23 protein-coding genes, 1 tRNA gene and 2 pseudogenes are annotated in these 22,101 nt (G+C 61.6%); 12 read left to right on the forward strand and 14 right to left on the reverse strand.

Features of this window, described 5'->3' with window-relative positions; all coding sequences use genetic code 11:
• Positions 1 to 32 precede the first annotated feature (32 nt).
• Genes ACFMPD_RS12005 through ACFMPD_RS12015 form a run of 3 tightly spaced genes read left to right on the forward strand, consistent with a single transcriptional unit; the run spans position 33 to position 2,468 of the window.
• Positions 33 to 650 carry a carbonic anhydrase gene (locus ACFMPD_RS12005; protein WP_380994545.1) on the forward strand — a complete coding sequence of 206 codons (618 nt, stop codon included), beginning with the start codon at positions 33 to 35 and terminating at the stop codon, positions 648 to 650.
• Positions 647 to 1,933, forward strand: a complete 1,287-nt coding sequence (locus ACFMPD_RS12010; protein ID WP_380994548.1) for a molybdopterin molybdotransferase MoeA — start codon at positions 647 to 649, stop codon at positions 1,931 to 1,933. The genes ACFMPD_RS12005 and ACFMPD_RS12010 overlap by 4 nt, the downstream gene beginning before the upstream one ends.
• A 13-nt stretch (positions 1,934 to 1,946) precedes the next feature.
• Positions 1,947 to 2,468: a DUF2478 domain-containing protein gene (locus tag ACFMPD_RS12015; RefSeq protein ID WP_380994551.1), complete on the forward strand. Its 522-nt coding sequence runs from the start codon at positions 1,947 to 1,949 to the stop codon at positions 2,466 to 2,468.
• A 68-nt stretch (positions 2,469 to 2,536) separates the two neighbouring features.
• Here the strand turns inward: ACFMPD_RS12015 and ACFMPD_RS12020 are convergent, their stop codons facing one another.
• Positions 2,537 to 3,031 carry a SixA phosphatase family protein gene (locus ACFMPD_RS12020; RefSeq protein WP_380994554.1) on the reverse strand — a complete coding sequence of 165 codons (495 nt, stop codon included), beginning with the start codon at positions 3,029 to 3,031 and terminating at the stop codon, positions 2,537 to 2,539.
• Between the two features lie 5 nt (positions 3,032 to 3,036).
• Between ACFMPD_RS12020 and ACFMPD_RS12025 the strand changes: the two genes are divergently transcribed.
• Entirely contained in the window at positions 3,037 to 3,477 is a 441-nt protein-coding gene (locus ACFMPD_RS12025; RefSeq protein WP_380994557.1) for a hypothetical protein, read from the forward strand.
• 275 nt (positions 3,478 to 3,752) lie between these two features.
• Here ACFMPD_RS12025 and ACFMPD_RS12030 read toward each other — a convergent pair.
• Positions 3,753 to 3,845, reverse strand: a pseudogene (locus ACFMPD_RS12030) (IS5/IS1182 family transposase); the annotation flags it as partial.
• 219 nt (positions 3,846 to 4,064) lie between these two features.
• Complete coding sequence (locus ACFMPD_RS12035; RefSeq protein ID WP_380994559.1) at positions 4,065 to 4,490, reverse strand: ArsR family transcriptional regulator; 426 nt, start codon at positions 4,488 to 4,490, stop codon at positions 4,065 to 4,067.
• 171 nt (positions 4,491 to 4,661) lie between these two features.
• Between ACFMPD_RS12035 and ACFMPD_RS12040 the strand changes: the two genes are divergently transcribed.
• Genes ACFMPD_RS12040 through ACFMPD_RS12050 form a run of 3 tightly spaced genes read left to right on the forward strand, consistent with a single transcriptional unit; the run spans position 4,662 to position 6,755 of the window.
• Complete coding sequence (locus ACFMPD_RS12040; RefSeq protein ID WP_380994561.1) at positions 4,662 to 5,852, forward strand: NAD(P)/FAD-dependent oxidoreductase; 1,191 nt, start codon at positions 4,662 to 4,664, stop codon at positions 5,850 to 5,852.
• A 28-nt stretch (positions 5,853 to 5,880) separates the two neighbouring features.
• The gene (locus tag ACFMPD_RS12045; protein WP_380994563.1) at positions 5,881 to 6,312 is read left to right on the forward strand and encodes a DUF1641 domain-containing protein; all 432 of its coding nucleotides are present in this window, start codon (positions 5,881 to 5,883) and stop codon (positions 6,310 to 6,312) included.
• A gap of 2 nt (positions 6,313 to 6,314) precedes the next feature.
• Positions 6,315 to 6,755, forward strand: a complete 441-nt coding sequence (locus ACFMPD_RS12050; protein WP_380994565.1) for an iron-sulfur cluster assembly scaffold protein — start codon at positions 6,315 to 6,317, stop codon at positions 6,753 to 6,755.
• Between the two features lie 530 nt (positions 6,756 to 7,285).
• Here the strand turns inward: ACFMPD_RS12050 and argB are convergent.
• From argB to rpmH, 10 genes are all read right to left on the reverse strand, one after another.
• Positions 7,286 to 8,149, reverse strand: coding sequence for an acetylglutamate kinase (gene argB, locus ACFMPD_RS12055; protein WP_380994567.1), 864 nt, complete (start codon positions 8,147 to 8,149; stop codon positions 7,286 to 7,288).
• Between the two features lie 58 nt (positions 8,150 to 8,207).
• Positions 8,208 to 8,858, reverse strand: a complete 651-nt coding sequence (gene yihA, locus ACFMPD_RS12060; RefSeq protein WP_380994569.1) for a ribosome biogenesis GTP-binding protein YihA/YsxC — start codon at positions 8,856 to 8,858, stop codon at positions 8,208 to 8,210.
• Between the two features lie 205 nt (positions 8,859 to 9,063).
• Positions 9,064 to 10,881, reverse strand: coding sequence for a membrane protein insertase YidC (yidC, locus tag ACFMPD_RS12065; RefSeq protein ID WP_380994571.1), 1,818 nt, complete (start codon positions 10,879 to 10,881; stop codon positions 9,064 to 9,066).
• Between the two features lie 125 nt (positions 10,882 to 11,006).
• Entirely contained in the window at positions 11,007 to 12,554 is a 1,548-nt protein-coding gene (locus ACFMPD_RS12070) for a putative bifunctional diguanylate cyclase/phosphodiesterase (RefSeq protein ID WP_380994574.1), read from the reverse strand.
• 68 nt (positions 12,555 to 12,622) lie between these two features.
• Positions 12,623 to 13,513: a tRNA 2-thiocytidine(32) synthetase TtcA gene (ttcA, locus tag ACFMPD_RS12075; RefSeq protein WP_380994577.1), complete on the reverse strand. Its 891-nt coding sequence runs from the start codon at positions 13,511 to 13,513 to the stop codon at positions 12,623 to 12,625.
• Between the two features lie 117 nt (positions 13,514 to 13,630).
• Positions 13,631 to 14,836, reverse strand: coding sequence for a tryptophan synthase subunit beta (trpB, locus tag ACFMPD_RS12080; protein WP_380994579.1), 1,206 nt, complete (start codon positions 14,834 to 14,836; stop codon positions 13,631 to 13,633).
• A gap of 148 nt (positions 14,837 to 14,984) precedes the next feature.
• The gene (gene yghU, locus ACFMPD_RS12085; RefSeq protein ID WP_380994582.1) at positions 14,985 to 15,866 is read right to left on the reverse strand and encodes a glutathione-dependent disulfide-bond oxidoreductase; all 882 of its coding nucleotides are present in this window, start codon (positions 15,864 to 15,866) and stop codon (positions 14,985 to 14,987) included.
• A 132-nt stretch (positions 15,867 to 15,998) separates the two neighbouring features.
• Complete coding sequence (gene yidD / locus ACFMPD_RS12090) at positions 15,999 to 16,247, reverse strand: membrane protein insertion efficiency factor YidD (RefSeq protein ID WP_380994585.1); 249 nt, start codon at positions 16,245 to 16,247, stop codon at positions 15,999 to 16,001.
• The gene (gene rnpA, locus ACFMPD_RS12095; protein WP_380994588.1) at positions 16,244 to 16,666 is read right to left on the reverse strand and encodes a ribonuclease P protein component; all 423 of its coding nucleotides are present in this window, start codon (positions 16,664 to 16,666) and stop codon (positions 16,244 to 16,246) included. Before rnpA ends, yidD begins: the two co-directional genes overlap by 4 nt.
• A 23-nt stretch (positions 16,667 to 16,689) precedes the next feature.
• Complete coding sequence (rpmH, locus tag ACFMPD_RS12100) at positions 16,690 to 16,824, reverse strand: 50S ribosomal protein L34 (protein WP_072775959.1); 135 nt, start codon at positions 16,822 to 16,824, stop codon at positions 16,690 to 16,692.
• Positions 16,825 to 17,120: 296 nt separating this feature from the next.
• On the opposite strand from rpmH, the gene ACFMPD_RS12105 reads away from it, so the two are divergent.
• The 5 genes from ACFMPD_RS12105 (at position 17,121) to ACFMPD_RS12125 (ending at position 21,809) form a co-directional block, all read left to right on the forward strand.
• Positions 17,121 to 17,852, forward strand: a complete 732-nt coding sequence (locus ACFMPD_RS12105; RefSeq protein ID WP_380994595.1) for a TVP38/TMEM64 family protein — start codon at positions 17,121 to 17,123, stop codon at positions 17,850 to 17,852.
• 5 nt (positions 17,853 to 17,857) lie between these two features.
• Entirely contained in the window at positions 17,858 to 19,276 is a 1,419-nt protein-coding gene (locus tag ACFMPD_RS12110) for a dihydrolipoyl dehydrogenase family protein (RefSeq protein WP_380994590.1), read from the forward strand.
• 66 nt (positions 19,277 to 19,342) lie between these two features.
• On the forward strand, positions 19,343 to 20,689 hold the full coding sequence (locus ACFMPD_RS12115; protein ID WP_380994597.1) for a sensor histidine kinase: 1,347 nt from the start codon (positions 19,343 to 19,345) through the stop codon (positions 20,687 to 20,689).
• A gap of 96 nt (positions 20,690 to 20,785) precedes the next feature.
• Positions 20,786 to 20,862: transfer RNA gene (locus tag ACFMPD_RS12120), tRNA-Arg, on the forward strand.
• Between the two features lie 596 nt (positions 20,863 to 21,458).
• Positions 21,459 to 21,809, forward strand: coding sequence for a hypothetical protein (locus ACFMPD_RS12125; protein ID WP_380994592.1), 351 nt, complete (start codon positions 21,459 to 21,461; stop codon positions 21,807 to 21,809).
• Between the two features lie 3 nt (positions 21,810 to 21,812).
• On the opposite strand, the pseudogene ACFMPD_RS12130 reads toward ACFMPD_RS12125, so the two are convergent.
• Positions 21,813 to 22,101: pseudogene (locus ACFMPD_RS12130) on the reverse strand (transposase); the annotation flags it as partial.

The raw sequence follows: 22,101 nt of genomic DNA on the forward strand, positions 1-22,101 counted from the left end.
CGGGCGGCCCGGACCCAGAACGGAGGTGACAGGTGCTGAGTGATCTGCTGCAACGCAACGCGGAATGGTCGGCGGCGCGCAATGCCGACGAGCCCGGCTATTTCGGCCGGCTGGCCACACGCCAGTCGCCCGAGTTCTTCTGGATCGGCTGTTCCGACAGCCGGGTGCCCGCCAATGTCGTGGCAGGGCTGGACCCGGGCGAAGTCTTTGTGCACCGCAACGTCGCCAATGTCGTGCATTCGTCGGACCTGAACCTGCTCTCGGCGCTGGAATTCGCCGTCGGCGCCCTGAATATTCGCGAAATTATCGTCTGCGGCCATTTCGGCTGCGGGGGTGTCAAGGCCGCGACCGAGGCGATGCAAAACGGTCTAGCCGACCACTGGCTGGAACCGATCCGCCGCCTGGCCCGGGCCTGTGCCGCCGACCTGTCGCGGATCGACGATACCGAGGCCCGGCGGGACAAACTGGCTGAACTGAACGTGGTCGAGGGCGTGCGCCGTGTCGCCGATACCCCGATCATCCAGCGCGCCTGGTCGCGCGGGGCAGCAATCCGGATACACGGCCTGATCTATGGCCTTAAGGACGGCCTGCTGCGCGATCTGAACTGTACGGTCGCGGGCGGGCACGCGAGAACGGAGATGACGGAATGACGATTCAGGACTTGGGCGCGCCCGGCGGGTTGGAATGCGGATGCGATGCGCTGGACACGGCACCCGACCTGCTGACGATCGACCAGGCATTGCTGGCGATCGATGCGGCTGTGCCGGCAATCGCGGATATTGTCGACATCCCATTAGAACAGGCGGCCGGGCGGGTTCTGGCCCGGGCGGTCGCCGCCGAAACGACGTCGCCGCCTTTCGACAATTCGGCAATGGACGGCTTTGCCCTGCGCTGTGCGGACCTGAGCGGCGACGGCCCCTGGATTCTGCCTGTCGCCGGTCGTCAACTGGCCGGGGCGGACAGTGTCGGCGCCTTGCAGCGGGGCGTTGCGGCGCAGGTTCTGACCGGCGCGCTGTTGCCCGAAGGCGCCGATGCGGTGGTCATGCAGGAATATGCCGAGTTTGACGGCTCCCGTATCGTTCTCAACGCCCGGCCTGCGGCGGGTGCCCATATCCGACGGGCTGGCGAGGACATGCAGCCGGGCGACGTGATCGTTCCGGCCGGCCGGTGCGTCGGCCCGCGCGATATCGCTGCGATCGCTGCGACGGGGCGGGGGACGGTCCAGGTCAGGCGCCCTGTCCGGATCGGCCTGCTGACCACCGGCGACGAGGTGCGCGCAGCGGGTCAAAGCCTGGCACAGGCGCAGATCTGGGATGTGAATTCGCCGATGCTGATCGCCGCGATGCAACAGCCGGGCGTCGAATTGATCCATGCCACGCATGGCGGCGATACGCGTGAAAAGCTGCGCGAGACCCTGACCGATCTCGCCGCGCGCGCCGATCTGATCGTGACCACAGGTGGCATTTCGGTCGGGGTCGCCGACCATGTCAAACCGGCGCTGGGCGAGGCCGGCGGCCGGATCACCCTGTCGGGCGTTGCGATCAAGCCCGGGAAACCCGTCTCGGTGGGGCATCTGAACGGTGCCGTCTGGCTGGGCCTGCCCGGCAACCCGGTCTCGGCCTTTGTGACCTGGACAATTTTTGGACAGCGGATTCTGCAGCGCCTGACCGGGCACCGGCAGCAAGGCACCCATCGCCGTCCGGTTCTGACCGCCGCGCCAATCCGGCACCGGCCGGGACGCTGCGAATTGCGGCTGGCCACGCTGACCGGCCTCGACAGCGAAGGCCGCGAACGTGTCACCTTTCCGGAACAGACCCAGTCGGCGCGGGTCTCGCGCCTGCCGCGTGCGGACGGGCTGATATTGATTCCGGCGGATGCCGATCACATTCCCACAGGCGGGATGGTCGAGTTTCTGCCATTTCCGATGAACTGATGAAAGCAGTGCCATGACAATAGCTTACACGATGTCCAAGGGACCTGGCGATACTGACATGCTGCTGGCGGGTCTGGCCGACGAGCTGCAGCAGCGAGGGATCAGAACCTGTGGAACGGTGCAGATCAACACAGACAATCCGACCGGCGGGCGCTGCGACATGGACGTCCGTGTGCTGCCCGAAGGGCCGGTCATCCGGATCTCGCAGTCCCTTGGGGCGGGCGCGCGCGGCTGCCGGCTGGATTCCGCGGCGCTGGAGGGGGCGGTCGGACATGCAAAGGCCGAGCTGGACAAGGGGGCCGATCTGCTGATTATCAACAAGTTCGGCAAACAAGAGGCCGAGGGCGGCGGGTTTCGCGATGTCATCGCCCAGGCCTTTGCCCGGGGGATTCCGGTGCTGGTTGGGCTGAACGCGTTGAATCGGGCGGCGTTCCTGGACTTTGCCGGCGATCTGGCCCGGCCCGTGGCCGCGACCCGTGCCGATCTGGCGGATTGGGCGCAGGGCGCGCTGGGCACGGCGCTGCAGGCCGCCTGACCGGACGCTGCCCCGCGCGGACCCGTTGCCCCTGGGGTGGCAAACCGCGGGCTGCGGGTCAGCCGCGGCTAGTCGGGCAATTCACGCGGGATGACAAAATCCAGCACCCGGCCAGTGCCCGGGTCGATCTGCGACCAGTGATCGATGTCAAATTCAACGATCACGGTAGCCCCGGTCGGAAAATCGCGAAAGCGTGGGTGGTCGGGCGGTTGCGCCACCATTTCGGCGGCAAAGATGCTGATGCCGGGATTGTGGCCGATCATCAATACCGTGTCGCCCTGTGCCATTTCCAGAACCATCTGCATCGCGGCGGAATCCGCGTGATACAGCGACGGGGTAAAGTCGGCGGGCAGGGACAGGTCCAGACCGGCATAGGTCTGGCGGGTGCGCACCGCAGAAGAAACCAGGGCCTGGTCCGGCTGCCACGGTTGCGCGGCCAGCCATTTTCCCAATGATCTGGCAGCGCGTTGTCCCCGGCTGTTCAGGGGGCGGTCGTGATCAGACAATGTGGGGTGGTCCCAGCTGGACTTTGCGTGGCGCATCAGGATCAGGGTTCGGGTCATGAGGGATGGAACGCTTTCATATGCAGGGCGGATTGGGCGGGGCGACGTTTGGCAGCCGGGCTGACGGGACAGGCGCGGCGCGCGGCGCAACCGTTCCGCATGCAATCCCGGCCCGCCTCGATGTCCAGATAAGCATGACAGGCGGCAACATCATAGGGTCCATTGCCGGAGCGTGTGAAATCCTATGCTTGGCGAGATCCGTCTTTTGCGCCGTTCGCGGCGAACCCACCGAGGAAGCCCAGCATTTCCATAGCGCAAGGGTCGCCTTGTCGGGCAACAGAAAGTCTATGATTGAAAAGCACGGTCGGTATTCAACAGAAAGTAATTCAATCTTCTTTAAAAGAGCCGACGAAACGTTCGGGGGATCGTTTTTTGAGTTGATCATCTTTAAAATGATTCTATCTAATTCAGACCTTTGGGTTCATGCGTCCAAATACGGGAACTGACGCGCTCCGTTTTTCAATTTTCGATCCAGATTGGCGATGCAGTGAACCAATTGGTGTTCCTTGACAGAGAACGTCGAAAACGCCCGCCAATTCCCGGCGATCGAAACCCGGTCCGCGTCCTGTGCATCGACGTATACGTATTGCGGATCAGGTCTCACAATAATTTCCAAATCTTCGTGTCTGTACCTGAAAATTCTGGCTCCAGACTCGTTGATTTACAGCCGGAACAAGGCGGTGGAAGCGATCGCAATTCCTGACAGGAACACCTTTGGGCATCGGTCCCCGACGCGTGGCTTGCCGTGGCTCTCTGGAAACCAGGGCCGGAGCCACGCCATCTGCTCGTCCGTCAGCCACAGTAGATTGCTCATCGCGTCTCGTGAAATCCAGAAACTTGAATCAGCACCGTGCGGCGTCTGCAAACAAATCAATGGGTCTGGAACCTAACAGGGCCTTGTACTTGTGGAACGCTGCGTCGCTGATGCCCTACTTCCTGCGCCGTGGCACCCGCTACGCACTCTTTGACCATTCCGGTGATCTGTTGGTCCGAAAATCTGCGTTTTGTTATCCATCCTTTGTCTGGACGGACTCTACTGAAAAATGGAGGAGGAAACGGATTTTAGGTCAAAATCGATATCGCCTTTGTAAAGGCGGCGTAATGTCGCGACCATGGTTTCGAATGATTTATCCAATGCGATCTTTGTTCTGTCTGTCGGGGAAATATAGACGGATTTGCCCCTGGGTTCGCGCACCAGAAAACCATTATTTACCAAAAATCCGATTTTCCGGTGAAGAGTGCTGATGGGAAGATCTAGAACATCGGAAAGGGCGGAAATGTCATATAGTTTTCCCTGAATTTTGCCCTGCACCACCGTTCGTATTATCAAGCAATCAACCGGACTGCCCCACATTCCAGTTTCCATGGCATAAAACCGGTTTAGGCATTCTATGATTTGCGCCTGCACTTCAGCCCGCATAGCGTCGGATCGCTGATCGTCTTCATCCTCCATCACCATTTCTCTGGCGTCCTTATCAAGGTTTACACCCCTCTGAGTTTCCAGTTTGGAAAGGTCTGAGCTTGGAAAAGATGAATATTTAGGCACAATTCCCCTCTGAGATCAAGCGCGGCTGAAGGAAGGGTCTTGTGGCTTCCCGCGGGGATTCTTGGAAAAGGAGGAGGGGTTATCATGCAGAAACACATACTCGTCGTCGGCGGCGGTATCGGCGGAACAATGACGGCGAACAGCATTGTCAACAAGATGTATCCCGAGGTTTCGTCCGGGAAGGTCAAAGTAACCTTGCTGTCGGACAGCCCGTGGCACTACTACAAACCGGCCTTCATGTATGTCGCTTTCGATATGTTTTTTAAGGGTGAACTGCGCCGGCAGCAACACACCCTGTTGCGCCCGGAGATCGACTTTCAGGTCGATAGGGTGGATTCCTTCGACTTTGCCGGTTCAAAAGTAAAAACCGCGAGTGGCAAGACTGTTGGATACGACTATATCGTGGTTTCGACCGGCTGTATCCCGGCCCCTGAACGGATCGAAGGGCTGAAGGAAGCAGGAGACTACTTTTACCAGTATGACCCCGCGCGCCAGCTATCGGAAAAGTTGCGTAAGCTGGAAAAGGGGCGTGTGTTCATCACCGTGAACTTCCCCGAGACGCCCAACGTGCCGCACCAATGCGGGATCGCGCCGTTGGAAACCACGCTGATGCTTGATGAGTATCTGCGCCGCAAGGGAGTGCGCGATCAGGTCGAGATCGTCTATACCTATCCGACGGTTTCGCAGCTGCTGCGCAACTGCCTGTTCCTTCAGGAAGAGGTCTGCAACGTTCTGCCGCCTATCTTTGAAGAGCGCGGGATCAAATTTGAACGTGGCTTTACTCTGGCCAAGGTGGACGCTGAACGAAAGGTCGCAATCTCGGCAGAAGGCGAGGAACAGGATTTCGACATCCTCATGTCCACTCCGCCAATCCGCGCCGTTGATGCCGTCCTGCAAAGTGGCGTGTCGCAGGCACCAAACAATGAGGGCTGGTTGCCAACTGACCGCCAAACCCTGCAACTGGAAGGGTACCCCAACGCTTACATAATGGGCGATACGGTTGATCTTCCGATTTCGAAGGCGGGTGGATCGTGCCACAACCAATCACCGGTGATTGCGAATAACATTGCTGGGGACATCCGGTTAGGCCAGACCGTCGACGTCTATGACGGCAAGGTGCAGGCTATTGCCCAGATGGGCCTCGAGGCAGGCATGCCGCTTTGGTATGACTATGACGAAGACGTACACCCTACTCCCCCAACAAAGGTCGGTGGGCTTATGCGCAAGGCCTTTAACCGTGGGATTTATTGGTCTGTAGCGCGCGGTATCGTCTAAAATCTCAAACTTTTTTAAGGAGGCCGTCATGGCAAATCCCACCAAAACCGGAGCGGACGCGCCGCTTCTCGAACGGCTGAGCCAAGAAAGCGCTTTTGCAGATCAAGCGACCGAAGCCGGCTTGATCGATCTCGCAAACAAAGTAGCGCCATTAATCCAAGGGCGCCGTTTTCATAATGTCGTGGATTTACTCTCGCTTGCGGCGGACGGTGTGGACATGGCGGACGATGCCATGATCCAAAAAATGATGGCAGGCTATGAGGATTTTATCAGTAATGCCTGGATGCTCTCTAACGCTGCCCGCTATGCGACAAACCAGGCAGCCCGAATGCCGGTGCCCTCCCGTATGGGACTGCTACGTGCAGCAGGGGACGAAGATGTGCGCCGTGGGCTGCATTTAGCGATACAGTTTCTTGCGGTGCTCGGGCGTCAGACCGCACGAGGTGCAGAAGAAGACTGAGCATGCCTCGCTCCGAAGCAGCACTGACCACACTTTACCAACCACGCATCCGAGAATATGCGGCTCGGGTGCGCAATGACCAGCGGTTGGATAAACCCGATGTGTGCGTGACCTGTCGCAGCCCAGTCTGCGGCAGCATGATGACTTTGGACTTAAGAATTCATAATGGAATCTTGACGGAAATCGGTTGGAAAGGACGAGCTTGCACCCTTGGAATGGCCTCGCTGGGGATCATCATACGCGCGGGCATCGGACAAACGGAAAGTCAGATTGCGGAAGCTGGGCATAGGCTTTCAGGTTTGCTGAGGGGGGAAAACAAAGACTTTCCTCTGGCTTGGGCCGAGCTATCGGTCTTCTGCGCCGCGCGAGAATTCCCGGCGCGGTTTGGTTCCATTGAGCTTCCATTTGAAGCTATTGCAAAAGGATATGCAAAGGCTGGTTAGCTCGATCCCAAGGCGGTCCGGGGGGCGAGAAGCCGGGATGTGGCAGTGAGGGCTGCATGCGGCATGCGCACGCCGAATGATTATCGGCGTCTCTGTCACGGCCTATGTCCAGATTGTGGTGCCCAGATCATGCTGGGTTCCTTTAAGCTGTTGATCCGGGCGGTATCCATTCGCATCTGGCGGATTACCGCGGCCATACAGATCTCCGGTATGTCGATTCCCAAGTGCCGATCCGAATGCTGCTGGTAGCCCTTTTTGGGGTCGGCTCCGGCTGAATGCATGACCAGCAGTCTTGGCTGCCCGCCCGGCGCTGGCTGAACTGGTCCCCCCCTTTCGACCGGACACCTCGGTTTGACCAAGCACGCTTTGTGATAGCCTCAAGCACATGCTTGTATCTGAGATTGAAATTGACCTGCTCCCCTGAAACATCCTGCCATAAAGCGGCAAGGAGCGGCTCCGTTAACGGTGCAACAAGCTCGACACAGTCGCGGGAAGCCGGGTAATCAGCCTCCGGAGAAAACCGGGGCGGGTCAGTCGGGCCGGATCAGAGAGCCGGCACCGTGTTCGGTGAACAGCTCCAGCAGGCACGCATTTGGCGCGCGCCCGTCCAGGATGACCACGGCGCGCACGCCGCTGCCGATTGCATCCAGCGCCGTCTCGGTCTTGGGAATCATGCCGCCGGCGATGACGCCGTCTCGCGTCATCTGGCGAATTTGTTCGGCCTTCAGCTCGGTGACGACCTGACCCTCGGCGTTCTTGACACCCGAGACATCGGTCAGCAATAGCAGGCGGTCGGCCTTGAGCGCGCCGGCGATGGCCCCGGCGGCGGTGTCGCCATTGACGTTAAAGGTTTCGCCATTCCGTCCCGCCCCCAATGGTGCGATCACCGGGATCATGTCATGTTCGAACAGCCGGTGCAGCAGTTGCGGATCCATCAGCGCCGGCGTGCCGACGAACCCCAGAGCGGGATCGGTCTGGTCGCAGACCATCAGGTTGGCATCCTTACCCGACAGTCCGACGGCACGTCCGCCCTGGCGGTTGATTGCCTGCACGATACGCTTGTTCACCAGGCCCGACAGCACCATCTCGACGACTTCCACCGTGGCTTGATCGGTGACACGTTTGCCGTTGACGAAATCGGACTTGATGTCCAGCTTGTCCAGCAGAGCATTGATCATCGGGCCACCGCCATGCACGATGACGGGGTTCACCCCGACCTGCTGCATCAGCACGATGTCGCGGGCAAAGGTGTCCATGGCCTCGTCGCTGCCCATGGCATGGCCACCCAGCTTGATCACGACGATCGCGTCGGTATAGCGCTGCAGATAGGGCAGGGCGCTTGACAGCGTGGCCGCCGTGGCAATCCAGTCGCGGTTCATGTTCTGTGTCTTCATTCTGGTCATCCGATGCTTTTGGAGATGTCACGGATTGCGCTGTGCCTGCAAGGGCCGGCTAGATCAGCCCTGCGATGATCGCGCGCAGCGTTGTGATTCCGTCACCTTTTTCCGACGATGTCATCACGATCTCGGGAAAGGCTGCCGGGTGCCTGGCCAGCGCGGTGCGCACCTGGTCCAGGACCCGGGCGCGGTCGGCCGCCTTGACCTTGTCGGCCTTGGTCAGCACGCATTGAAACGTGACCGCCGCACTGTCCAGCAATGCCAGTATCTCCTCGTCCACCGCCTTTATCCCGTGCCGCGCGTCGATCAGCACAAAGGCGCGGCGCAGCGTCGCCCGACCGGACAGGTATTGTCTCAGCAATTTCTGCCATTTCTCGACCACCGGGCGCGGCGCGTTGGCATATCCATAGCCGGGCAGATCCACCAGATAGAGCGCGTCGCCCTGCGTGAAATAGTTGATCTCTTGCGTGCGTCCGGGCGTGTTCGAGGCCCGGGCCAGCGCTTTGGTGCCGGTCAGCGCATTGATCAGTGTGGACTTGCCGACATTGCTGCGTCCGGCGAAACAGATCTCGACCCGATCCGCCGGCGGCAGGCCCGACATGGCGACGACGCCCTTGATGAATTCGGATTGGCGGGCAAATAGCAGTCTGCCCCGTTCTGTGGTGGCGGCATCCGGGGTCTCCGCCTCGGTAAAGCGCATTTTCATCCCCGAACCTCAACCCTGTCGCAAACGTCGGTCCGCCGGGGGAACAGGCACGCAGCACCGAGGCTGAATTTGCCCGGATCCCGACGCTGCGCATCCCGCGGCCGATTACCGGACAGGAGCTGCCCGGCAATCGATTTGGCGGTCCGCAGCGGATCGCGTCCGGGGCGCTGGATCGGATACCGCCAGAGGTTGGTGAAAGCGCCGGTCATTTCTTTTCCGTCTTGGCCTTTCTGTTGAAGCCAGACTTGATGTTGCCGAACACGTCGGGCTTGTAGCCCTGGCTGCGCATGATCAGGTATTGCTGGGTAAAGGTGATCGTGTTGTTGGCAATCCAGTAGACCACCAGACCGCTGGCAAAGCTGCCCAGCATGAACATGAAGACCCAGGGCATCCAGGCAAAGATCATTTGCTGCGTGGGGTCCGAGGGGGCCGGATTCAGCTTTTGCTGCAGCCACATCGAGATGCCCAGCAGCAGGGGCAGAATCCCGATAAAGACCGTTGCCATCAGGGAGCCGGGTTCGGGACCGGCATTGGGCAGCAGACCGAACAGGTTCATGATCGAGGTCGGGTCGGGCGCCGACAGGTCCTGGAACGGGCCGAACCACGGGGCCTGGCGCAATTCGATTGTGACAAAGATCACCTTGTACAGCGAAAAGAAGATTGGGATTTGCAGCAGGATCGGCAAACAGCCGGCGGCGGGGTTCACCTTTTCCCGCTTGTACAGTTCCATCATGCCCTGCTGCATCTTCTGACGGTCGTCGCCGGCCTTCTCCTTCAGCGCCTCCATCTGCGGCTGCAGTTCCTTCATTTTGGCCATCGAAACGTAGGATTTGAACGCCAGCGGGAAGAGCAGCGCCTTGATGATCAGGGTCAGGCCGATGATCGACCAGCCCATGTTGCCGATCATCTGGTTGAGGTTGTGCAGCAGCCAGAAAATCGGTTTGGTCAGGAAAAAGAACCATCCCCAGTCGATGCTGTCGATAAAGTTCTGGATACCTGCGCTTTCGTAAGCCCGCAGGGTTTCCCATTCTTTTGCCCCGGCAAACAGCCGGGTCGTGACTGTCACGGTCTGGCCGGAATTGACGGTTTCGGTCGGCAGCACGGCCTCGGTCTGATAGATGTCCCGTCGCTCGTCATATTTGGCCACGGATTTGAACGCGCTGCCGGGGGCCGGGATCAGCGTGGACATCCAGAAATGGTCCGTGAAGCCGATCCAGCCATTGTTGCTGACCTGGACCACCTCGGCGCGGGCGCCTTCGCGGGCGTCAACAGTGAAATCGGTCATGTCGTCATAGTCGGTTTCGGTCAGGGTGGCGTCGGCCATCGAGACCACGCCCTCGTGCAGAATGAAGAAATTCTTCATCTCCTGGGGTTCGCCATGGCGGGCCAGGATGCCGTAGGGGGCCAGGCTTGCGCTGCTGTCCGAACCGTTCTCGACCGACTGCGTCACGGTGAACATGTAATCGTCGTCGATCGCCAGTTCTCGGCGAAAGGTCATGCCCTTGTCATTGCGCCAGACCAGAGTTACCGGGCGGCCGACGCCCAGCGTATCGCCGCGCTGGACGGCCCATTCGGTGTTGGCGCCGGGCACATCCTCTGGTGCCAGCCCCGCGCCAGGGGCCCACCCGTAAAGGGCGTAATAGGCCGCCGGCGTGCCGACCGGAGACAACAGCGTGACGATGGGCGATCCGGGATCGCGGGTCTCGCGGTAATCCTTCAGCGACAGGTCGTCGATGCGGCCGCCCAGCAGCGAGATGCTGCCGGTCAGACGCGGCGTGTCGATCTTCACGCGCGGAGCCTCGCTCAGGCCCGTCTGTGTCGCGGCCACCTGCGCGGTTCCGGTGGCGGGTGCCTGGGCGGGGGTCGGCGCGGTGGCCAGTGTGTCTTCGGCGATGACCTGTCCCGTGGTTTCGGTTTCCGGAGCCGGGGTCGGTTCGGGCGGCGGAAAGAGCACGAACCACACCAGGATCACGACAAAGCTGAGAGCGGTTGCGAGGATGAGGTTCTTGTTCTGATCGTCCATAGGGGACTGCCACCTTGTGCTGCGAAGACAGGGTGGGTTCAACAGAGAGAAGCCCCAAAGGTCAAGCGGATTCGCCCGGAAAACCGCCGGACCGGGCCGGCATTCGCCTTTCGGAAGAGTATGGGTTAGCCCACGTCGCGGCCAATCTTGGGGGCATCCTGCAATTTCGCCTGATGCGCGGTGATCCAGTCCAGAGTCTGATCAAAGGGCATGGGGCGGGCGATTCCGAACCCCTGCACATGGTCGCACCCCAGCTGCGCCAGCAGCGCGTGTTCGCCGACGGTCTCCACACCCTCGGCCAGGGTTTCCAGTTCCAGCCGTTCCGCCATGGTCAGAACGGCGCCGATCAGGCGTTGCTGTTCGGGATCTCGGTCGGCCTTCATCACAAAGGAGCGGTCGATCTTGATCCGCGAAATCGCGAAACGGCGGATCGAGGCGATAGAGGCATGTCCGGTGCCGAAGTCGTCTAGATCAATGCGACAGCCCATGGCCGCCAGCCCGGCGATGTTGCGCGTGACGCAGTCATCCGGACTGTCGGTGACAACGGTTTCCAGAATCTCGACCGACAGGCGTTCCGGGGCCAGTTCGAACCGGTCCAGTTCCCAACGGACCTTGTCCACCAGACCCGGATTGCGCAATTCATCGGACGCGAAATTCACCCCCACGCGCGGAACGTCGACACCGGCGCTGTCCCAGGCCTTTAGGGCCGTCAGCGCGTGGTACAGCATGACCTGACCGAGACGTTCCAGCAAACCGGCCTCTTCCATCGCTGGCAGGAACATGTCGGGCGCGATCATGCCATGCACTGGGTGGGTCCAGCGCGCCAGCGCCTCGAACCCGGTGACCTTGCCTGTATCGGTGGAAATCTGCGGTTGATACCAGGGCTGGATCTGGCCGTTTTCCAGCGCTGCGGCGGCATCGTCGCGCAAATCGCTGCGGGCCTTGGTCTTGCGATGAATTTCGGCCGAATAGGCGCGGATCGCCGAAGGTGCGGCCTGGCGGGCATCGATCAGTGCCGCCGTCGCGGCCTCGAGCCAGTCCTGGCCCGACGTGCCTGGCGCCCGGCTGCGCAGGCAGAAACCGATGGAGCAGGACACGTAGACCGAGACCCCGTCCAGCGACACCGGTTCCTCGATGGCGGTCTGCATGCGTCCCGCCAGTTGGATGCACAATTCCAAATCCATCTGGCGCACCGCCATCAGGCAGATGGCAAAACGGCTATCGCCGATCCGGGCCACAGTGTCGCCGTCGCGCAGCACCGAGATGATGCGTTCGCCGCAGCGCTGAACCACGGTATCGGCGGCGGACTGGCCATGGCGTTCCACGACCTCGGAATAGTCATCCAGCTCCAGCACGAAACAGGCCGAGCGTAGGCCCGATGTTTCGGTATCCTCGTAAACCTGCCCGATCACGGCATCAAAACCGTCACGCATCAACAGCCCCGTCACACTGTCGCGCGGCACGCCGGTCCTGTTGGTCCAGCCGCCAAAGACCCCGACAACCGCGAACAGCAGCGGCAGCGTCAGCGAGGCCACGACCAGGGCCTTTTCACCGCCCAGCCAGAAGGCGCCCAGCGTGATCGCAGGCAGGAAAGCCAGGATCGGAGGTCCGGTCAGAACCGGAATGAACCGATTTTGAAGTCGGGTCAGCTTGCCGGACTGCGGGTGTTTCATACGGTGGACCTTTCGCTTGCTGGCACGGGGCGCCGGGCGAAGGTAGGCAGTGCGGTCTGACCTTGGGGTTAACGCAAATGCGGAATTTCGTGCAGATTGTTCCTATTTTGTCCCGACCCGCGCATCAGCCCGGCAAAGTCGAACAAACGCGGGTCCAAAAGATGGCTGGGGCGGGCGTTCATCAGGGCCCGGAAAATCACCTGCCGTCGTCCGGGGCTGTTCGCCTCCCAGTCGTCGAGAATGCGCTTGACCTGCTGGCGCTGCAGACCGTCCTGGCTGCCGCAGAGATCGCAGGGAATGATCGGATAGTTCATCGCGGCCGCGAAACGCGCGCAATCGGCCTCGGCGACATGGGCCAGCGGGCGATAGACGAACAGATCGCCTTCTTCGTTCACCAGCTTGGGTGGCATCGTCGCCAGCCGTCCACCATGAAACAGGTTCATGAAAAAGGTTTCCAGAATGTCGTCGCGATGATGGCCCAGAACCACCGCGGAACAGCCTTCTTCGCGGGCGATTCTATAGAGGTTTCCGCGCCGCAGCCGCGAACACAGGGCGCAATAGGTACGCCCCTGCGGGACCTTGTCCATGACGATGGAATAGGTGTCCTGATATTCGATCCGATGCGGTACACGCATCTTTTCCAGAAACGCGGGCAGGACCGTGGCGGGAAACCCCGGCTGCCCCTGATCCAGATTGCAGGCCAGGATATCGACCGGCAGCAACCCGCGCCATTGCAGTTCGTGCAGCACCGCCAGCAGGGTATAGCTGTCCTTGCCACCGGACAAGCAGACCAGCCAGCGGGCCCGCGGCGCGTCAGGATCGTGCGCGTCGGGTTCGACCATGCCATATTGCTCGATCGCCTCGCGCGTGTGGCGGACGATGCGCTTGCGCAGCTTTTTGAACTCGGTGGTCGATGGTGCCCCGGCAAAAAGAGGATGTATGTCGTGCTGATCCAGCATCCCTGTGCTTTAGTGGACTTGCTGCGCACCGGCAAGGGCCGCGCGGTCATATGCCGGAGGCGCGCGGCCCCTGGTCAGGGCGGCGAAACCGCCGCCCGCAGGCCAGGTCAAAAGGGCCTATTCATCCCCGAAACCAAAGGTTTCCGTCACGTATTCGATATCCTTGTCGCCGCGGCCGGACAGGTTGATCAGGATCGACTTGCCGGGATTTTCCTTGGCCGCGCGCATGGCAAAGGCCACCGCGTGTGCGCTTTCCAGCGCCGGGATGATACCCTCGTGACGCGACAGCGCGTAGAACGCCGCCAGCGCGTCTTTGTCGTTGCAGGCGGTGTAATTGGCCTTGCCGGTGCGATAGAGATGCGCGTGTTCCGGCCCGACGCCGGGATAGTCCAGCCCCGAGGCTACGGTGTGAACAGGTGCCGGCTCGCCCTGGTCATCCTTCAGCACCATGGTGCGGAACCCGTGAATGTCGCCATCCTCGCCATAGGTGATGGTGGCGGCGTGATCGCCCAGCTTGGACGAGGTGCCCAGGGGTTCGACGCCGTAGAGCGCCACGTCCTCATCCTCGATGAAACCGGCAAAGATGCCCATCGCGTTGCTGCCGCCGCCGACACAGGCTGCGACGATGTCGGGCAGCCCGCCGGTCATCTCGAGGAACTGTTCGCGGGCCTCGATGCCGACCACGTGCTGGAAGTTGCGCACCATCATCGGAAACGGATGCGGTCCAACCACCGAGCCGATGGCAAAAAGCGCCTTGTCGGCCTGCGGGACATAGGCCTGAAAGGCGCTGTCCACGGCCTCTTTCAACGATCGTCCGCCAAACCCTACAGGCACGACGGTTGCGCCCAGCAGCTTCATCCGCGTGACATTCGGGGCCTCTTTCTCGATATCGATCTCGCCCATGTGGATTTCGCATTCCATGCCGAAATAGGCCGCCGCCGTGGCCAGGGCCACGCCGTGCTGGCCAGCACCGGTTTCCGCCATCAGCTTTGTCTTGCCCATGTGTTTGGCCAGCAGCGCCTCGGCCATGCAATGGTTCAGCTTGTGGGCGCCGGTGTGGTTCAGATCCTCGCGTTTGGCATAGATCTGCGCCCCGCCGGACAGGCCGGACAGGTTCTTGAGATACGAGATCGGCGTCGGGCGGCCCTGGAAATGCTTGCGGATATAGCGCAGATCGCGAATGAACTCGGCCGATTGCGAGATCCGGTCATAGGCGTCGCGGATCTCGGCAAAATGCGGTTCCAGCGGTGGCGGCAGCATCGCCCCGCCATATTGTCCGAAATAGCCATCGCGGTTGGGAGTCGTTTTCAAATAGGTTGCCATACCCTCATGTCCTTTACGCTGTTTGTCGCGCATAGGGCATGCAGGGTCGGGGATTGGCAATTCCCATTTTGCCATCCCGGAGATGGAAATCGGCAAAAATGCCCGTGACAACTGCTGGGAACGCGCCGTATCCCGGTTTGCCGTCGGGTCAGCCCTGGGCCGGTTCGCCGATCTTGTCCTGGGTCCTCATGTCGAAATCGGAGGCGTCATGGCGTTCGTGCAGTTGGGTTTCGGGCGCGCCAAAGGTGCGGTTGACCATGCGCCCGCGCTGAACGGCGGGACGGGCGTCGATGGTCTCGGCCCAGCGCATCACATTGCGATAGCTGGCCACGTCCAGGAACTGGGCCGCGCTATAGAGCCGGCCCAGCGCCAACTGCCCATACCACGCCCAGACGGCGATGTCGGCGATCGTGTATTCGGCGCCGGCCAGATAATCGTGATCCGCCAGATGCCGGTCCAGCACGTCAAGCTGACGTTTGACCTCCATGGCAAAGCGGTTGATCGGGTATTCCATCTTGTCGGGCGCATAGGAATAGAAATGCCCGAATCCGCCGCCCAGATAGGGGGCGCTGCCCATCTGCCAGAACAGCCAGGACAACATTTCGGGGCGCTTGGCCGGGTCAGCGGGCAGAAATGCCCCGAATTTCTCGGCCAGGTACAACAGGATCGCGCCGGATTCAAAAACCCGCGTCGGCGGCGTGGTGGTGCGATCCATCAGTGCGGGGATCTTGCTGTTGGGGTTCACCGACACAAAGCCGCTGGAGAATTGGTCGCCTTCGCCAATATCGATCAGCCAGGCGTCATATTCCGCCTCGGCAACGCCCAGGGCCAGCAATTCCTCGAACATCACCGTGACCTTGACCCCGTTGGGCGTCGCCAGCGAATACAGCTGGAACGGATGCTTGCCTACCGGCAGGTCCTTGTCGTGGGTCGGTCCGGCGATCGGGCGGTTGATGCTGGCAAAGGTGCCGCCGCTTTCGCTCTCCCAGGTCCAGACTTCGGGCGGGGTATATTCGGTCTGATCGGCCATCGCGGATTTCCTGCTGACTGAGATGTGAGGGCACAGTTACGCCCGGATTTCCGATTGTCCACCTGGCGTCACGGAAATTTGCGCCGGCTGTTGAAAGGGGGGCGGACCCGGGCAGGGTCGGCCGGTGCCGGGCTAAGGGGACGGTTCCTCGGGATTGTCGGCCCCCGGTACCGGGTCATAGCCCGACCGGCCAAAGGGATGACAGCGGGCGATGCGGCGCGCGGCCAGCCAGCTGCCCTTTAGCGCGCCATGCCGCTCCAGAGCTTCGAGCGCATAGGCGGAACAGGTGGGTTGATAGCGGCAGTTGTGACCGACCCAAGGCGAGAAGACCAGGCGATAGGCGCGCACGGGCAGGGCCAGAATATGTGCGACAGGTGTCATTTCCCGCCGTGTACGCGACGCAGCGCATAGCGCAGATCGTCCAGCAACAGATCAAAGGGGCGCGCAGCGGTGGCCTTGGCCCGGCCGATCAGCACATAATCCCAGCTGCAGCGCCCGTCTGCCGGCAGGACCAGACGCGCGGCTTCGCGCAGCCGGCGTTTGGCGCGGTTGCGGGCAACGGCATTGCCAACCTTTTTCGAACAGGTGAACCCGACGCGGATGCCTTCGGCCTCGCCGGGGCTGCGTTCGCGTCCCTGCAGCATCATGCTGGCGGTGCCTTGGCGTTGGGCGCGGGCCGCGCGCAGGAAATCAGCGCGCTTTCTCAGGGTTGCGATGGGGATCGGCGCGCAAACGGACACCGCCGGGGGCCTGTTCCCCTGGGCGGCGTTGCCATCCATGGGGGCCTCCGGCGGTGACATGTCCGTCAGAACTGGGGCTGCGCTTATGCGCTCAGCGACTTGCGGCCACGCGCACGGCGCGCGTTCAGGATCTTGCGGCCCGCCTTGGTGGCCATGCGCGAACGAAAGCCATGGCGGCGCTTGCGAACCAGGTTCGAGGGTTGAAAGGTGCGTTTCATCGCTCCGTCTCCAGTCTTGCGGTCGGGTTCGGCGCGGAATCGCCCCCGGGTGTCATCTGTGAAGCCCGTCCTCTAAAGCGGCTTGCCCGGTAAGTCAAACCCGTTGCGCCCGGATTTGCCGCCGCATTGCAACATTTTGCACAGATGATCTGGCCAAATGTTTCAGGCATCTCCCCTGCGGGCGCGATTTTCACGAAACCGGTCCCGGCAATCAAGGCAGCGTGATGGCCCTGTCGTTTTACCGGCGGGCAACGCATGTTGGATACCACGAATTTCGATCTATTGGACAGGACCACATGTGCGCCTCTGATTCGACGCCGAAACGCGGCCCGGCCCGCTATATCCCGCTGCTGGTGATCCTCTGCGTTGCTCTGGTCGGCGGTTTCGTCTTTCGCGACTGGCTGACCTTCGAGACCCTGCGTCAGAATCGCGAAACCCTGTTGGCGTTCCGGGATCAGAATTTTGTCGGGCTGGCCGCCGGTTTCGTCGCCGTCTATGTCGGGATCGTCGCGTTTTCGCTGCCGGGGGCCGCGGTGACGTCGATGACCGGTGGTTTTCTGTTTGGGCTGATCGCCGGCACGGCGCTGAACGTGACCGCGGCCACCATCGGCGCCTGCGCCATCTTTCTGGCGGCCCGTTGGGGGTTGGGCGCGTATCTGACCGCGCGGCTCGAAGCCTCGGAAGGGCGGGTCAAGCGCCTGAAGGAGGGGCTGCGCGAGAACGAGATCAGCGTGCTGTTCCTGCTGCGGCTGGTGCCGGCGGTGCCGTTCTTTGTCGCCAATCTGCTGCCGGCGCTGGTGGGAGTGAAATTCCGCAACTTTGTCCTGACCACGGCGCTGGGCATCATCCCCGGCGCGATTGTCTATACCTGGATCGGTGTTGGGCTGGGCGAAGTCTTTGATCGGGGCGGCACGCCGGACCTGTCGCTGCTGCGCGAACCGCATGTCCTGGGTCCCATCCTGGGCCTGTGTATCCTGGCAGCGCTGCCGATCGTCATCAATACCCTGCGGGGGCGGAAAGGATTTTGAACGCCATGCAGCGCATCAAGACGGATATTCTGGTAATCGGGGCCGGATCGGGCGGCCTCTCGGTGGCCGCAGGGGCCAGCCAGATGGGCGCCGATGTGGTGCTGCTGGAAGGCCACAAGATGGGCGGCGACTGCCTGAATTATGGCTGCGTGCCGTCAAAGGCGCTGATCGCGGCAGCCAAGGCGGCGCATGGCACGGCACAGGGCGGCGCATTTGGTGTGATCGCTCCGGCGCCGCAGGTGGACTATGCTGCGGTGATGCAGCACGTGGCCGATGTCATTGCCCGGATCGCGCCGGTGGACAGCCAACAGCGGTTCGAGGGGCTGGGCGTGCGGGTGATCCGCGAATATGGCAGCTTTCTGTCACCGACCGAAGTGCAGGCCGGAGATCACGTGATCACGGCGCGGCGGATCGTGATCGCCACCGGATCGTCGCCGCTGGTGCCGCCGATACCGGGTCTGGACACCGTGCCCTATCTGACCAACGAGACCCTGTTCGACCTGCGCGACCGGCCCAAGCATCTGCTGATTGTCGGCGGTGGGCCGATCGGCATTGAAATGGCGCAGGCGCACGTGCGCCTGGGCAGCAAGGTCACGGTGATCGAGGGGTTCAAGGCCCTGGGCCCAGCGGATCCCGAGGCGGCCGGTGTCGTAATGCAAGCGCTGCGCGACGAGGGGGTGGATATCGCCGAGGATGCGATGGCGGCGGAAATCCGCGGACGCGCCGGGGCGATCGAGATCGAGGCCAGGGACGGGCGGGTCTTTTCCGGGTCGCATCTGCTGATGGCCGTTGGCCGGGTCGCCAATACCGAACGGCTGAACCTCGCGGCCGCCGGGATCGCAACCGACGGCGGCGGCATCAAGGTGGATGCCGGACTGCGCACCAGCAACCGTCGGGTCTATGCCATCGGCGACATTGCGGGGGGGCTGCAGTTTACCCATGTCGCCGGGTATCACGCCGGAATCGTCATCCGCTCGATACTGTTCGGCTTGCCCAGCCGGGCCGCAACCGCCCATATTCCATGGGCGATCTACACGGATCCCGAGTTGGCACAGGTGGGGCTGACCGAAGCGCAGGCGCGCCAGCGGCATGGCGCGCGTGTCGAGGTCGTGCGCTTTGCCTTTGACGAAAACGACCGGGCCGTTGCCGAGCGCCGGACCGCAGGTCAAATCAAGCTGATGGTGCTGCGCGGCCGTCCGATTGGTGCGACCATCGTCGGGCACGGGGCGGGCGAATTGATCGGCCTTTGGGCGCTGGTACTGGCCAACAACCTGAAAATGCGCAAGGTCGCTGGAATGATCGCCCCTTACCCGACCTATGGCGAGATCAACAAACGTGCCGTCGGGGCCTATTTCTCGCCCAGACTGTTTGATAATCCTGTACTCAAACAAGTGGTCGGGTTGGTCCAGAAGTGGGTTCCCTGACTGGGAAGGGACGCCAATTTGAACACGCTTTCGGGCCGGTTTCTGATTCTCACCGTGGTCTTCGTGATGCTGGCCGAGGTGCTGATCTTTGTGCCCTCGGTGGCGCGTTTTCGCGAGGATTATTTACTCAATCGGCTCGAGCGTGGCCAGATCGCCTCGCTGGCGCTGGAAGCCGACGACATGCTCTCGACCGAGCTCGAGGCCGAACTGCTGCAGACGGCCGGGGTGTTCAACGTCGTGTTGCGCCGGGATGAAATCCGCCAACTCATGCTGAGCTCGCCGATGCCGCAGCCCGTCGCCCGGACCTTTGATCTGCGCGATCCGGGAGCGGTGGTGTTGATCCGCGATGCGATGGCGCGGCTGTTCACGCCAGGCAACAGCATCATTCGGGTGATCGGTGCTCCGGTGCGTCAGGCCGGGCTGCTGATCGAGGTCACGATCGAGACCGCGCCGCTGCGGATGGCGATGATCGACTATGGACTGCGGGTTCTGGCCCTGTCGGCCGTGATCTCGGGGATCACGGCCTTGCTGCTGTTCGGGGCCGTGCGGGTTCTGCTGGTGCGTCCGATCCGGGGCGTCGTCGGGTATATGCAGCGCTATGCCGCGGCACCCGAAGATGCCCGCGGCATCATCCAGCCCGGCGCCGGTGTGACCGAACTGCGCGAGGCCGAGGAGGCGTTGCAAAAGCTGCAGACCGAACTGACCCAGGCGCTGAAGCAGAAAGAACGGCTGGCGCAGCTGGGCGGGGCGGTGGCCAAGGTCAGCCATGATCTGCGCAACATCCTGACCAGTGCCCAGCTGTTCACCGACCGGATCGAGACCTCGGACGACCCGCTGGTGCGCCGGTTGGCTCCGAAACTGGTCAACTCGATCTCGCGCGCGGTCTCGTTGTGTGAAAGCACACTGGCCTTCGGCCGCGCCGAGGAACCGGCGCCGACCCTGGCCATGATCCGGCTTGCGGATGTGGTCACGGATGTGATCGACAGCGAAAGGCTGGTGGCCGGAAACGAGGCGATCAGCTTGGTGTCCGAGGTGCCGCCGATGCTGACGCTGCGTGCAGATGGCGAGCAATTGTACAGGGTGTTGCTGAACCTGGTACGCAACGCGCGCCAGGCGATCACCAGCACCGGGCGCGCCGGCCGGGTCTTGGTCACGGCGGGCGAGGTGGATGACGCCTGGTGGATCGCCGTCAGCGACACCGGACCCGGCTTGGCGCCGCGCGCGGTCGAACACCTGTTCACGCCGTTTCAGGGCGGCGCCCGCAAGGGCGGCTCGGGGCTGGGACTGGCGATCTCGGCCGAGTTGGTGCGCGGTCACGGCGGAACACTCGCTTTGAAAGAGACCGGCGAAACCGGTACCATTTTCGAGATCCGCCTGCCGCGCGGAGATGGGTTGTCGGCGCTGACCACCTGACGCGGCGGTTGGCAAAAGCAAGGCGAGCTGTTTTTTGCCCGGCCGGGCGCTTTCCCCTTGCAAACACGCGCCGCGCATTCTACATCGCGCTCCAGTGGACCGATAGCTCAGCTGGATAGAGTACTTGACTACGAATCAAGGGGTCGGGGGTTCGAATCCTCCTCGGTCCGCCACCTCACGCCTGTAAGACGTCAGAGATGTTTGACTTTTCCGTCACAACATTGATCCAAGCGCCATTTTGAATTCAATTGGGCTTGGGCTGGCCGCTTCATCTTGGCGACTAATACTACGCTGGGCTTTGTGAATAGGGCGTATCTCAAGCCCTTAATTGGACAAAGCGGTCCTTGAATACGGGCGCTTTTCGGGGTGCTCGAGAATGCCAGAGTTTCCCTATGCCGAGTGCAGCGCGATACATGCTTTCAGTCATTAATGGCGCCGCCGCTTCCGGCCCATTGCTGCCCTTGGACGTCTGGTCTGGATGCTGCGCCGCGGCCCGCCAGACCGGTCATTCGCTGCAGACGCAAAATCTGTATCAGATCGACCTCACCAAACGCGGACGAAGCTGCCGTCCCCTATACGGGTAGTCGTGTCCGCTTCCGACCCGTTCAAGTCATTTTCAGTCGACACTTGGATGGCCGCTTAAATTAAAGTCGGTTATTCGGCCATAGTTTGGCAGCCGAACGGCTAAACGCCTATTATTAGATCGTGACAGAAGTCGTTGCAAAGGTATGTTGGCAACAGTCTTTGGCACCATGTTGTACTGGAATAGATGGCAAACGTCTGCACCTCCGGATCCCACCCGCTTACCGACGAGATCAGCGCGGCAATGCTTCACAATTCCGGGCTCTTCCTCAAAAAAGCGGCCGAGGAGATTGCCGGCCACAAAGACGCCTATGACAAGGCATTCGATATTGACCGCGCCACGCTGATTACCGTCTTCATGCAGGTCGCGGTCGAACTTGCATCGACCGCCTTAGTGCTCAAGCATGAGGGTTTCGCCGGCGTTACCAGACCGAAAGACTGTCCTCCCAGCGATGCGGACGCCAAAGCACTCTGGGAATCGGGCAGAATCCGAACGCTGAATTTCGAGGACATCAAGCCTAGGGTCTGGCCTCATTGAGTTTCAAAGCCAGTAGATGACGATGGCCGCGAGGGCGATTGCTGAGAGGAAGACCTTTGGGCACCGATCGTATCGGGTTGCAACGCGCCGCCAATCCTTGAGCCTGCCGAACATGATCTCGATCACTGCCCGGCAGGGCATTGCGCAGCCATGTCACGAGAGGGGCGATTGCGACGTTTATAGCGGCGCTTGTCGTATTTCACGGTATTCTTGCGCTGCTTTCGACCGGGGATGCATGCGCGTATCCCTTTGTCTTTCAATGCTTCTCTGAACCAGTCGGCGTCATAGCCAC

The sequence above is a fragment of the Sedimentitalea sediminis genome (genome assembly GCF_042687825.1).
In the GTDB taxonomy this organism is placed as follows: domain Bacteria; phylum Pseudomonadota; class Alphaproteobacteria; order Rhodobacterales; family Rhodobacteraceae; genus Sedimentitalea.